This window comes from Rhizocola hellebori (assembly GCF_016862955.1).
GTDB lineage: Bacteria > Actinomycetota > Actinomycetes > Mycobacteriales > Micromonosporaceae > Rhizocola > Rhizocola hellebori.
Genome location: NZ_BONY01000011.1, coordinates 1 through 12,599 on the forward strand (window position 1 = coordinate 1; position 12,599 = coordinate 12,599).

The following is a 12,599-nucleotide window of genomic DNA, read 5'->3' on the forward strand; positions in this document are numbered from 1 at the left end:
TTCGGCTGAGCGTTGGGAAGGGGAGCGCGCGGCCGCTTCGCCGCCTGCCGAGCGCTGGGTGGGAGAGCCGACAGCTGAGTGGCCGGAGTCGCAGCCCGCGGCTGAGCGGTGGGTGGGGGAGCCGACGGCTGAATGGCCGGAGTCGGAGCCTTTGACCGGGCGGTGGGGCGACGAGCGGGCGGCTGAGCGGTGGGTCGGGGAGCCGACGGCTGAGTGGCCGGAGCCCGGGGAGCGGCGGTGGGTGGGGGAGCCCACGGCTGAATGGCCCGGGGCTGGGCGGTGGGACGACGATGACGATGAAGGCGGCCCGGAACGCCGGGACAGTCTGCCCGAGCCGGCGCGCGAGGCCAACGGCTGGCGGGATGAGGCCGATGACCTGCAGGTTTGGCCGGATCCGGCCGACCGGCGCGGCGGGGCGCAGCTGGCTGGACCTGCCGATGCCTGGGACAATGGCCAGATAGCCGAGGCGGAGCAGGACGATACGCCGGGCCCAGGCGACTTTGCGATGGCGGGGCGGCGTGCGGTGCCGGGAGAGGAATCCGAGGCGGGGGTGTCGGAGACTAAACGCAAGAAGAGGATCAGCGGGGCCGGGTTTGTCATCGGAATTCTGTTGGCACTACTGGGTTTCTCGCTTGTTGTCCAGGTGAAGAGCAACAGCACGGACGCGGCCTACGCGTCGGCGCGCGAAGGCGATCTGCTCCAGATCATGTCTGATTTGGACGGTGCGGAAAAGCGCCTGGAGCAGGACATCGCCTCGCTTGAGGCGGCAAAACGGGAGCTCGCCTCGGGTGCGGCGGGCCAGGAGGCGGCCCAGGCCGCTGCCAAGGCGCGCGCGGACGACATGGGGATTCTGGCCGGCACACTGCCCGCGCAGGGGCCCGGCGTTCAGGTGGTGCTCACCGAGGTCACCGGGACGATCAAGGCGGCGAGTCTGCTGAACGCCGTGCAGGAGCTGCGCGGCGGGGGCGCCGAAGCCATTCTCATCGATGGCACCGGCGGCTCGGTCAGGGTGATCGCGTCGACGTCCTTTGTGGACGACAACGGCGGCGTCAACGTTGACGGGACAAGGCTGACCGGCCCCTACACCATCCTGGCGATCGGAGAGCCGGACACACTCAGCGACGCTGTCCAATTCGCGGGCGGGGTGGTGCCAAGGGTGAAGGAGGACGGCGGTAACGTGATCGTCAACAAACGGGACGTGGTGGAGATCAAAGATGTCCGCCCCGCCCCAGACCTGAAGTACGCCAGGCCGGCTTCCTGAGCCGGACTGGGTTAAGGCTTGCGCGAAGGGATCGCATAGTGAACGTTCCTGAGGACCTGCGGTACACGGCCGAACATGAGTGGGTGCGGGTTGAGCCCAGTGGCGTCGTGCGCGTGGGCATCACGGACTTCGCCCAGGACTCGCTCGGTGACATCGTCTACGTGCAGCTGCCGGCCGTCGGCAGCAAGGTGTCGTCCGGCGACTCCTTCGGTGAGGTGGAGTCCACCAAGAGCGTTTCCGAGATCTATGCGCCGATCAGCGGTGAGGTGACCGCCCGCAACGAGGGGGTCGAAGCCTCGCCCGAGATCATCAACAGCGACCCCTATGAGGAGGGCTGGCTGGTGGAGATCCAGATCGCCGATCCCAGCGAGGTCGAGGCGCTGCTCACCGCCGCCGCCTATGCGGAGCTGACGCAGAGCTGACACCTGCCGCGCGTTGCGGTTGACCGTCCATTTCGATCCTGGCTAGGCTCGCCCACAGCGGTCGCCAGCCAGTATCGATGACCCGAGCTACGCTTCTTTGCCAAACGAGAGCCACGAGGTGGTCCGATGACGCGTCCAGACGACGAGTTTCCCCAGCTCGACGTCACGTCGACCCTGAATCTCGGCCTGGACGAGATTCCCGAGGGGCCAGACGCTGATGTCGTCCCGGGCCGTGTGTCGAGCCAGCTTCCTCCTGGGATGGCCCTGCTGGTGGTGCGCCGCGGCCCTAACGCAGGCGCCCGCTTCCTTCTTGATCACGATGTGACGACCAGTGGCCGCCATCCTGATAGCGACATTTTCCTCGACGATGTCACTGTGTCGCGCCGCCATGCCGAGTTCCACCGGGACGGCTCCACGTTCACGGTGCGCGATGTGGGCAGCCTCAACGGCACTTACGTCAACCGGGAGCGGGTCGAGTCGGCCACCCTCAACAACGGCGATGAGGTGCAGATCGGCAAGTTCCGGCTGGTTTACGTCGCGGGGCCGCGCACTGAGGAGGGGTGAGGGGTCTGCGGTGCCGGCGGAACAGGCCGCGCGCGACCCGTCACTGCTGAGCATTGGTGAGGTGCTGACCCAGCTGCGGGTCGACTATCCCGACACCACCATCTCCAAGCTGCGATTTTTGGAGACCGAGGGGCTGGTACAGCCGCAACGCACGCAGTCGGGCTACCGCAAGTACAGCGGCGACGATGTGGCGCGGCTGCGCTACGTCCTGGCCGCCCAGCGCGACCAGTACCTGCCCCTGCGCGTCATCCGCCAGCAGCTCGACGACGGGGCCCACGTTGCCCCGCCCCCGTCAGCGCCGCAGCGGCCGGCGCTGGTGGCCGTCCGCGACCTCGAGCCACCCGGCCCGCCCGACGCCCGGTTGCGGCGCTCTGAGCTGTGCTCGCGGGCCGAAATCTCCGACGAGACGCTCGCCGGCCTGGAGCAGCACGGCCTGATCGCGCCCCGGCCCGGCGGCTGGTACGACGCCGACGCGCTCGCCGTAGCGGAGGTCGCCGGGTTGCTGGCCCAGTACGGGATAGAGGCAAGACACCTGCGCCCGTACAAGGTCGCGGCCGACCGCGAAGCGGGCCTGTTCGCCCAGATCATCGCGCCGCTGATGCGCCAGCAGTCACCGGGGCGGGAGGCACGCGCCGAGGCGGCCATGCGTGAGCTGATGTTGCTCTCGCAGCGGCTTCATCTAGCGCTGCTACGGTCAGGGCTCAACGACACACTGGGACCGTAGCGGGACGTTGCACGCAGCGCTGGCACGGTTCAGGCGTGTAGCGTGCAATACATGGGCAGCGGACGAGGAGGCCTGAGGTGCGCGAGCTAAGCGTGGTCGGTGTTCGGGTCGAGTTGCCGACCAACCAGCCGATCGTGCTGTTGCGAGAAGTTGAAGGCGACCGTTACCTGCCGATTTGGATCGGCGCGGTGGAAGCCACAGCGATCGCCTACGAGCAGCAGGGCGTCAAACCGGCCCGGCCGTTGACCCACGATCTGCTTCGGGACCTGCTGGAGGCGCTCTCCGCGCCGCTGCAGGCGGTCGAGATCGTGGAGTTGCGCGACAACATTTTCTACGCGGATCTGTTGCTCGGAGAGGCCGGTGCCATCCGGGTCTCCGCGCGGCCCAGCGATGCCATCGCGCTCGCGTTGCGGGTGGGTGCGCCGGTGCGCTGCGCCGACCAGGTCCTCGACGAGGCGGGGATCATTATCCCCGATGAGCAAGAGGATGAAGTCGAGAAGTTCCGGGAATTCCTGGAACAGGTGCGCCCAGAGGACTTTGCCAGTTAAGTCGGGCAATAACGAGCGAATCGTTGTTGGGTGACGGTTCCGGACACCATTGTGGCGTGTCGCGAGGTTGCGTCCCCTCATCGAGCGCGAATCCGCTATAGGGTTGCCGCTAGAAAGATAGCGGGAGGTTCACCGATGCTCGAGCCCGATGGTTCGCCTGACGCCGGCACCGCGTCCGATGTGGACGACGCGGTGGGATACCGCGGAGTGACCGCCTGCCACGCGGTGGGCATCAGCTACCGCCAGCTCGACTACTGGGCTCGGACAGCGCTGGTGGTGCCCAGCATCCGCGACGCGTCCGGCTCGGGCACGCAGCGCCTCTATTCCTTCCGCGATCTCGTGGTGCTCAAGGTGGTCAAGCGGCTCCTCGACGCCGGGGTCTCGCTGCAGAACATCCGCCGCGCGATCGACACGCTGCGCGCTTACGGCGCCGATGACCTGGCCACGATCACGCTGATCTCCGATGGCACCACGGTTTACGAGTGCCGGTCCCCGGAGGAGGTGGTCGACCTGCTGCAGGGCGGCCAGGGCGTCTTCGGCATCGCCATCGGGGGCGCGTTCAAAGAGGTTCAGGGTTCGCTTTCGCACCTGCCCGCCGAGCGCGGGGAGTCCTCGACCGCGCCAGAGGTGGCCCAGCTTCCCGTTCCGCAGGCGTGGGGCGGGGTGGAAGACGAGCTCGCCGCGCGGCGAGCCCGTCGCAAGGCCAGCTGACTACGCCGCTTCCGAGGAGCGCGACCACAGGTTGATGTCGCCTTCGGTGGCGAATTGATCGATCTCGGCCAGCTCGTCCGAGGTGAACAGCAGGTTGTCCAGGGCGGCGATGTTGGTTTCCAGCTGTTTCACGCTCGAGGCGCCGATCACCAGGCTGGTCATGCGCTCGTCGCGCAGCGCCCACGCCAATGCCAGCTGTGCCAATGATTGGCCGCGTCGCCGGGCTATGTCGTTGAGTCCGCGCACCTTGGCCATGTTGCTGTCGTTGAGCTGGGACTCCGACAGGGCGCCTCCGGTGCGAATACGAGAGTCCTCCGGTACCCCGGAAAGGTAGCGATCGGTCAAAAGACCTTGCGCCAGCGGGGAAAAGGCGATGCAGCCGGCGCCGACCTCCTCCAGGGTGTCGAGCAGCTGATCCTCCTCCAGCCAACGGTTGATCATCGAGTAGGAGGGCTGGTGGATGAGCAGCGGCGTGCCCATCTGGCGCAGGATCGCGGCCGCTTCCCGGGTTTTGGCCGACGAGTAGGAGGAAATGCCTACGTAGAGCGCCTTTCCGGTCCGCACGGCGGCGTCGAGCGCACCCATCGTCTCCTCGAGCGGGGTGTCTGGGTCGAAGCGGTGCGAGTAGAAGATGTCCACATAGTCCATGCCCATCCGGCGCAGCGACTGGTCCAGCGAGGCGGTCAGGTATTTGCGTGAACCCCACTGGCCGTAGGGGCCGGGCCACATGTCATAGCCGGCCTTGGTCGAGATGACCAGCTCGTCGCGGTAGCCCCGCAGATCGGTGGCGAGCATCCGGCCGAAGTTCTCCTCCGCGGCTCCGTAGGGAGGTCCGTAGTTGTTGGCCAGGTCGAAATGGGTCACGCCGAGGTCGAAGGCGCGCCGCACGATCGCGGTTTGGGTCTGCCACGGCCGGTCATCGCCGAAGTTGTGCCACAGGCCGAGTGAGATTGCCGGAAGCAGCAGGCCGCTGCGCCCGGTGCGCCGGTAGGTCATCGAGTCGTAGCGGTTCGCTTCTGCGACGTAGGTCATAGTCCCGAGCCTAGATCACCCAAGATCCGTCTTGACCTCAACTTAACTTGAACTCCTAGGTTCTGTGCATGAAGCTGATTCGCCAGTACGAATTCGGCCCGGCCGAGAACCTTCGCTATGAGGACGCTCCGGACCTGCAGCCCGGGCCGGGTCAGGTGCGCATCGACGTTGCCGCGGCCGGAGTCCACCTCATCGACACCACCTTCCGCAAGGGCATCCAGGCCGGCCCGCCGTTGCCCACGCTGCCTTACACCCCCGGCCGCGAGGTGGCCGGCACGGTGGCCCTGGCCGGGCCCGGGGTGGACCCCGCCTGGCTGGGCAAACGGGTCACCGCGCATCTGGGCATGGTCAGCGGCGGCTATGCCTCGCAAGCGCTTGCCAATGTCGATTCCCTTCATGTGGTATCAGACAATGCTTCGTTTGAAGAGGCAGTGGCCATGATCGGCACAGGCCGCACGGCGATGGGGATCCTCACCATCGCCGCGCTGACCACGGACGATGTCGTGCTGGTGACCTCGGCGGCCGGCGGCCTTGGCGCACTTCTGCTCCAGGCGGCCCGCAGCGTGGGCGCCCGGACCATCGCGGCGGCCGGGGGCGCCGCGAAACTCGACCTGGTCGACGCGGACGTCAAACGTGACTATCTCGAACAGGATTGGGCGCAGGGCCTGGACCCGAAACCGACAGTCGTGCTCGAGGCGGTCGGGGGTGAGATTGGCCGCACCGCGATGAAGGCGCTGGCCCCCGGCGGGCGGCTGGTGATGTACGGCTTCTCGGCCGGTTCGATGATCGAGCTGAGCGCGGGGGACCTCTACTCGGGCAGCATCTCCGCCCACGTGGCCCTGGGTCCCGCCCTGCTCAAGGGCGGTATGCGGGGTCTGGAAGAGCGGTCCATGGCGGCGCTGGCCGCCCGCGAGCTGGTGCCGCTGATCACCACTTTCCCGCTGGCGGAGGCGGCCAAGGCTCAAACCGCGCTCGAGACTCGCGCCACTGTGGGTAAGACGGTCTTATTGCCGTAACAGTTGGCTGGTAGCGTTGCGCTTGCTAGCAAACCGTGCGGGAGAGTCCGCCACCACGCGGCGCCGAAGGGGCAATTCCTCCCCGGAACCTCTCAGGCACCCGGACCGGACGGTGAAGGCAACTCTGAAGCGAGGGTGCGACAGAGGGGGAGGACGGTGCACTAGTCCTCGCCTTCAGGAGTCTTCGTGAGCGCATTCGCTGATCGTCACATCGGACCTGACACCACTGACACCGAGCGCATGCTGGGCGCCATCGGCTACGGCTCGGTCGACGAGCTGATGGATGCGGCGATTCCCGAGGTGATCCGCTGGCACGGCCCGCTGCAGCTGCCCGCGGCGGCGACCGAGCCGGAGGTGCTCGCCGAGCTTCGCGGTTTCGCCGCTCGCAACCGGGTGCTCACCTCGATGATCGGCCTGGGCTACTACGGCACCCACACCCCGGGCGTCATCAAGCGCAACGTGATGGAAAACCCGGCCTGGTACACCGCTTACACGCCTTATCAGCCCGAGATCAGCCAGGGCCGGCTCGAAGCGCTGCTCAACTTCCAGACCATGGTCTGCGACCTGACCGGCCTGTCCACCGCCAACGCCTCGATGCTCGACGAGGGCACCGCCGCCGCCGAAGCGATGACCATCGCCCGGCGCAGCTCGAAGGCGAAGTCCATGGTCTACGCCGTCGACGCCGACACCCTTCCGCAGACCATCGAGGTCATCGCGACCCGCGCGGAGCCGCTGGGCATCACCGTCGAGGTGTTCGCCGACGGGCAGCTGCCGCAGGAGTTCTTCGGCGTGCACCTGCAATACCCGGGCGCGTCCGGCGCCCTGATCGATCACAGCGCCCTGATCGAGGCCGCCCACGCCCAGGGCGCGCTGGTGACCGTGGCCGCCGACCTGCTGGCGCTGACCCTGGTCCGGGAGCCGGGCGCGATCGGCGCCGACATCGCCTGCGGCTCCGCTCAGCGTTTCGGTGTGCCCATGGGATACGGAGGCCCGCACGCCGGGTACCTGGCCGTGCGCGCCGGTCTGGAGCGCACCCTGCCCGGGCGCCTGGTCGGAGTTTCCAAGGACGTGGAGGGAAACCGCGCCTACCGGCTGGCACTGCAGACCCGTGAGCAGCACATCCGCCGGGAGAAGGCGACCAGCAACATCTGCACCGCGCAGGTGCTGCTCGCGGTGATGGCGAGCATGTACGCGGTCTACCACGGCCCCGACGGCCTGCGCGGGATCGCCCGGCGCACCCACGCCATGGCGGCCCGCCTCGCCGACGGCCTGCGCGCGGGCGGTGTTTCCCTTGCCCACGACCACTTCTTCGACACCGTCACCGCGGTCGTACCCGGCCGCGCGGCTTCGATCGTGGCGGCGGCCGAGGAGCTCGGTGTCAACCTGCGCCTGGCTTCCGAAGACCGCGTGGGCATCGCCTGCGACGAGACCACCACCGAAGCCGTGCTGGCCAACGTATGGCAGGCGTTCGGCGTCGAGCCGTCCACTGTGGAGGCTGAGGCGCTGATTCTCAAGCGCGACAGCGACTTCCTGACCCACCCGGTCTTCCGCACGCACCACTCCGAGACGGCGATGCTGCGCTACCTGCGCCAGCTGTCCGATCTGGACTATGCGCTCGACCGCGGCATGATCCCGCTCGGCTCGTGCACGATGAAGCTCAACGCCACTTCCGAGATGGAGGCGGTGACCTGGCCCGAGTTCGCCAACATGCACCCGTTCGCCCCGGCGCACCAGGCCGCCGGCTACGCCGACCTGATTGACCAGCTGGAGGCGTGGCTGGCCGAGATCACCGGCTATGACACGGTCAGCGTGCAGCCCAACGCCGGTTCGCAGGGCGAGCTGGCCGGGCTGCTGGCCATCCGCGGCTACCACCTGGCCAACGGCGACGACCACCGCGACGTCTGCCTGATCCCGTCCAGCGCGCACGGCACCAACGCCGCGAGCGCGGTCATGGCCGGAATGCGGGTCGTGGTGGTGGCGTGCGACGACACCGGCAACGTCGACCTCGTCGACCTCGACGCGAAGATCGAGCAGCACAGCGACTCGCTGGCCGCGATCATGGTGACGTACCCGTCGACCCACGGCGTCTACGAGACCGGCATCGCCTCGCTGTGCGCGAAGGTGCACGAGGCGGGCGGCCAGGTCTACGTCGACGGCGCCAACCTCAACGCGCTGGTCGGGTTCGCCAAGCCGGGCAAGTTCGGCGCGGACGTGTCACACCTGAATCTGCACAAGACTTTCTGCATTCCGCACGGCGGTGGCGGCCCGGGGGTGGGTCCGGTGGCGGTGCGCGAGCATCTGGCGCCTCACCTGTCCGCGCACATCTCGGCGGCCCCCCACGGCAGCGCCGGCATCCTGCCGATCTCGTGGTCCTACATCCGGATGATGGGCCCGACCGGCCTGGCCGCGGCGACCGGGGTCGCGGTGCTCGCGGCCAACTATGTGGCGGCCCGGCTGCGCGATCACTACCCGGTGCTGTACAGCGGCAACAAGGGTCTGGTGGCGCACGAGTGCATCCTCGACCTGCGCCCGATCACGAAGTCGACCGGCGTCACCGTCGACGACGTGGCCAAGCGGCTCATCGACTACGGCTTCCACGCGCCCACGATGTCTTTCCCGGTCGCGGGCACACTGATGGTGGAGCCGACTGAAAGTGAAGACCTCGCCGAGCTCGACCGCTTTGTCGATGCGATGATCGCGATCCGGCGGGAGATCGCCGCGGTGGCGGAGGGGCAGTGGCCGGCGGGAGACAACCCGCTGGTGAACGCGCCTCACACGGCGGCGATGGTGAGTGGGGATACGTGGGATCACGCTTACCCGCGTTCGGTCGGGGCCTACCCGGCCGGTGTGAAGCGGGTGGGGAAGTATTGGTCCCCGGTCCGGCGCATCGATGGCGCATACGGAGACCGGAACCTGGTCTGCGCGTGCCCCCCTCCGGAGGCCTACGCTTAGATCATCCAGCCAGAGCGTGCAGCGCAGGGCCGCGGTGGGGGGAGATGGTGGAGCCGTCGGGCATGAGCTCGCCGGTGTCCTCGAACACGATCACACCATTGCAGAGCAGGCTCCAGCCTTGCTCCGGGAAGGATGCGACTACTTTGGCGGCATCGTGGTCGATCGCGTCGGCCAACGGGCAGGGGGGTTGGTGCTGGCACATGATGGGTCTTTCTCCGGGGTTCTCGCTAGGGGTTAGCTCCACACCCTGTGGAGTTACTCACATGAACAGTGACGCACGCTACCAACCTAAACGAGCCATTAACGAGCAAGTTTTCGGGTTACCCGCGTGGAATCAGCCCTTCGGACGATCACAATGAACCCGCTCGGCCTATTACCTCTCCAGAGTTCGGCCAGCGTAGCGCCCGGGATTCCGCGTAGCTGCCGGTCATACGCCCGAGAGCTGGTGCGCCTGGAATGGCGGGTCGGTGACCCCGGCGATCCTGCGGTTCTCGCCGAGGAGTTCCTCACCGAACACGGAGCGTTACGAGGAGACCCGATCTGCGGGGCGAGCGTGCTGATTTCCGCGGCCGCCTCGGCGGTGATGATCGGCGGCCCCAAGGGCGCGCCGACCCCCGCCCCGGCCGTGCCGGATATGGCCCTGGTGGTCTATGAGCACGCCGGAATGCAGAACCCGGACCATGAGCGGGGGGAGTGGGTGCTGGGGCCGTGGCGGCCAAGCTGGACCCCTTCGCAGCACGAAGCAGCCGTCCGCCGGGTCCACGAGGCCATCACTCGCGGTGATGTCTACCAGGTCAACGTGGTCGGGCATGCCTCGGCCGAATACGAAGGCGACCCGATGCGCGCCCTGCACCGGCTGACCCGGCTGGCGGGGGCCAAGCACGCCGGGGTGCTCGGCGGCGACGGCTGGGCGGTGGCTTGCGCTTCTCCGGAGACTCTGCTGGAGGTACGCGGCGGGCGCGCGATCACCCGGCCGATCAAGGGCACCGCCCCGGCCACCCCCGAGGGCAGGATCGCGCTGCTTTCCTCGCCGAAGGAACGCGCCGAACACGTGATGATCGTCGACCTGATGCGCAACGACCTGGCCCACGTCGCGGTGACCGGATCGGTTCGCGTGCCACAGCTTTTCGCCGTGCGCAAATGGTCCGACCTGTGGCAGGCCGAGTCGGAGGTGGCGGCCGTGCTGCGCAGCGGCGTCGGCTTCGCCGACCTGCTGCGCGCGGTGTGCCCCGGCGGCTCGGTGACCGGCGCCCCCAAGCTGGCCGCCCTGGCCGAGATCGAAAGGCTGGAGCCGGTGGGCCGCGGCCCCGCCATGGGCGCCTTCGGCTGGATCGGCCCCGATCACCTCAACCTCGGCCTGACCATCCGCACCGCGGCCGTCGACGAGCACCGCGTGCACCTGTGGGCGGGCGGCGGCATCGTCATCGACTCCGACCCGGCCGCCGAGGTCTCCGAAGCCGCCGCGAAGGCTGCCCCGGTGAAACGAGCGCTGGCCGGCTGGCGGTAATGCTTGCGCGCGCTAAAGCAACGCGCGGGCAGATCGCCCCTGAAGGCAGTGCGATCTGCAATTCTGGCGCGTGCCGCCCGTTAGGAGCCGGTGGTGGCGCGGATGTCGAACAGGGCGCTGATGAGAACCTTGTCGATGTCGAAGGCGCGTGAGGACGTGTAGGGCGTCGCGCCGGTCGCGACCGCGATGTCGGTCAGCGCCTGGTTGTCGGTGGCCGCGCCGAGGGCGATGGTGACCACCTTGACCGGCTTGGTCTTGTCGGCGTTCTTGAGCTTGTCGGTCAGCTCAGGCAGCTTGAGGGTCGACCGGTTGTCGTCCGCGCCGTCGGTCAGCAGCACCACGAGGCTTTCGGTGCCGGGCGCGTAGCTGGACACCATCGACTGGTGGGCCGCCCAGATCGAGTCGTACATGCCGGTGTTGCCACCCGGTACCAGCTTGGTGATCTCGTCGCCGAGCTTCTTGCGCCGGTCGCCCTCGGCAAGCTTGCCGACCTTCACCAGCTCCTTGTAGGCGGCGTTGCCCTGCGCGGCGGCCGCGAAAATCCAGAGCCCCACCTGGGAGTCGTCGCCGAACATCTTGACCACCTGCTGGGCGGCGTTCTTGGTGAGGTCGAGCTTGGTCAGGCCGGTGCCCGGCACGGCTTCCTTCATGGAGCCGGAAACATCAAGCACCAGAAGCACATTGGAGGGGCGGGTCAGCGCGTTCCAGTAGCTGACGGTCTTGTCGATGGCGTCGGCCAGCAGCACCGCGCGTGGCAGCGCGGTCAGCTTGGTGACCACGCCCTTGGCCGGGGTCAGCTTCGGGCCGGCCGCGCGGTTGGAGTCGCGGAAGCCCTCGTCGAGCACGGCGGTGCGGCCCGCCTCGCCCTTGACATACTTCAGGAATTCGGCGGCCGCGTCCTGGCGCTTGGCGTCCTTCCACGGCGCGTCCTTGAGCATCATGAACGGGTGGTCGGCCTCGGTGGTGGCGTTCTTCGGGTAGACCGCGACCAGCGCCAGGCTCGGGTTGGTCTCGTTGTGCTTGACCACGTCCTGCTCGAGGGCGGGGAAGGCGGACAGCGTGGCGCCCTTGCCGGAGACGTACTCGGCGAACAGCTCCTCGGTGGTCGGCTTGTAGACCGCCACCCGCTGCTCGAGGGTGAACACCCGCTTGATCTCCTCGGCGTCGACATCGGCGTCGTCGTTCGCGTCGATGATCGACGACAGCGCCAGCAGACCGGCGGTGGAGGTGGCCGGGTCGCTCATACCGATCTTGACCTCGGGGTTGGCCGCCAGCTTGTCGAGCAGGTCTTTCCAGTCCAGCTCGGACTTGGGCCAGCCGTAGCTTTCCGCCAGCGTCTTGGGCATCGCGATGACCACCGGGGTGCGGGCGATGCTGGGCAGCTTGTCGGGCATGAGCTTGTCGGCGGTGGCGCTGTTGGCGGCGGCGGCACGCGCCCAAGCGCTGGCCTGCGGCACCCACACGTCAGGGGCCGGGCCGTCGGCGGCGGGGTCCCAATCGTGGCTCAGCGCCTGCGCGGTGACCGAGGTGTCCTGCTCGCGCACGGTCACCGAGGCACAGGTGCCGTTCACCTTGGGCTGGGTCTGCGACCACTGATTGGCCAGCACCCGCAACAGCGCGGCGGTGTTGGCCGGCGCGACGATGGTCGCGTTGGCCGAGCCGGAGCAGCCCTGCTCTTTGATCCAGGCATAGGCGAAGGTGAGGCCCGAGCCGACAAGCACCAGCGCGAGCGGGATGACCACCCATGGCAGCACCCGCCGGCGGGAGCCGGTTCGCCGGTGCGAGCGAACAGCAGAGCTACGGCCGTTCGGCATCGAGGGCCTCCAGGGGTGAGCGCATGGTGCGGGGGGTGTGAATGAGGG

General features: G+C 68.2%; 12 protein-coding genes and 1 riboswitch. Of the genes, 9 read left to right on the forward strand and 3 right to left on the reverse strand.

Annotation, left to right across the window (positions count from 1 at the left end):
* The 6 genes from Rhe02_RS10575 to Rhe02_RS10600 all read left to right on the forward strand — a co-directional run.
* A partial coding sequence (locus tag Rhe02_RS10575; RefSeq protein WP_203907965.1) for a DUF881 domain-containing protein occupies positions 1-1,261 on the forward strand: 1,261 nt, incomplete at its 5' end.
* Positions 1,262-1,299: 38 nt separating this feature from the next.
* Complete coding sequence (gene gcvH, locus Rhe02_RS10580) at positions 1,300-1,683, forward strand: glycine cleavage system protein GcvH (protein ID WP_203907966.1); 384 nt, start codon at positions 1,300-1,302, stop codon at positions 1,681-1,683.
* Positions 1,684-1,809: 126 nt separating this feature from the next.
* The gene (odhI, locus tag Rhe02_RS10585) at positions 1,810-2,247 is read left to right on the forward strand and encodes an oxoglutarate dehydrogenase inhibitor Odhl (RefSeq protein ID WP_020524342.1); all 438 of its coding nucleotides are present in this window, start codon (positions 1,810-1,812) and stop codon (positions 2,245-2,247) included.
* A 10-nt stretch (positions 2,248-2,257) separates the two neighbouring features.
* Complete coding sequence (ftsR, locus tag Rhe02_RS10590) at positions 2,258-2,971, forward strand: transcriptional regulator FtsR (RefSeq protein ID WP_239123646.1); 714 nt, start codon at positions 2,258-2,260, stop codon at positions 2,969-2,971.
* Positions 2,972-3,048: 77 nt separating this feature from the next.
* A complete protein-coding gene (locus tag Rhe02_RS10595; RefSeq protein ID WP_203907968.1) occupies positions 3,049-3,519 on the forward strand; it encodes a bifunctional nuclease family protein in 471 nt (156 codons plus the stop codon).
* A 135-nt stretch (positions 3,520-3,654) separates the two neighbouring features.
* Entirely contained in the window at positions 3,655-4,230 is a 576-nt protein-coding gene (locus tag Rhe02_RS10600) for a MerR family transcriptional regulator (RefSeq protein ID WP_203907969.1), read from the forward strand.
* On the opposite strand, the gene mgrA is transcribed toward Rhe02_RS10600, so the two are convergent.
* On the reverse strand, positions 4,231-5,262 hold the full coding sequence (gene mgrA, locus Rhe02_RS10605; protein WP_203907970.1) for an L-glyceraldehyde 3-phosphate reductase: 1,032 nt from the start codon (positions 5,260-5,262) through the stop codon (positions 4,231-4,233). It lies immediately after the preceding gene.
* A 68-nt stretch (positions 5,263-5,330) separates the two neighbouring features.
* Between mgrA and Rhe02_RS10610 the strand changes: the two genes are divergently transcribed.
* A complete protein-coding gene (locus Rhe02_RS10610) occupies positions 5,331-6,278 on the forward strand; it encodes a zinc-binding dehydrogenase (protein WP_203907971.1) in 948 nt (315 codons plus the stop codon).
* A 28-nt stretch (positions 6,279-6,306) separates the two neighbouring features.
* Positions 6,307-6,396, forward strand: a riboswitch (glycine riboswitch).
* 68 nt (positions 6,397-6,464) lie between these two features.
* Positions 6,465-9,230, forward strand: a complete 2,766-nt coding sequence (gene gcvP / locus Rhe02_RS10615) for an aminomethyl-transferring glycine dehydrogenase (protein WP_203907972.1) — start codon at positions 6,465-6,467, stop codon at positions 9,228-9,230.
* A 1-nt stretch (position 9,231) separates the two neighbouring features.
* On the opposite strand, the gene Rhe02_RS10620 is transcribed toward gcvP, so the two are convergent.
* Complete coding sequence (locus Rhe02_RS10620; RefSeq protein ID WP_203907973.1) at positions 9,232-9,432, reverse strand: DUF5999 family protein; 201 nt, start codon at positions 9,430-9,432, stop codon at positions 9,232-9,234.
* A gap of 153 nt (positions 9,433-9,585) precedes the next feature.
* Here Rhe02_RS10620 and Rhe02_RS10625 point away from each other — a divergent pair, with 153 nt between their 5' ends.
* On the forward strand, positions 9,586-10,737 hold the full coding sequence (locus Rhe02_RS10625; RefSeq protein ID WP_203907974.1) for an anthranilate synthase component I family protein: 1,152 nt from the start codon (positions 9,586-9,588) through the stop codon (positions 10,735-10,737).
* An 80-nt stretch (positions 10,738-10,817) separates the two neighbouring features.
* Here the strand turns inward: Rhe02_RS10625 and Rhe02_RS10630 are convergent, their stop codons facing one another.
* On the reverse strand, positions 10,818-12,551 hold the full coding sequence (locus Rhe02_RS10630; RefSeq protein ID WP_203907975.1) for a substrate-binding and VWA domain-containing protein: 1,734 nt from the start codon (positions 12,549-12,551) through the stop codon (positions 10,818-10,820).
* Between the last annotated feature and the right edge of the window lie 48 nt (positions 12,552-12,599).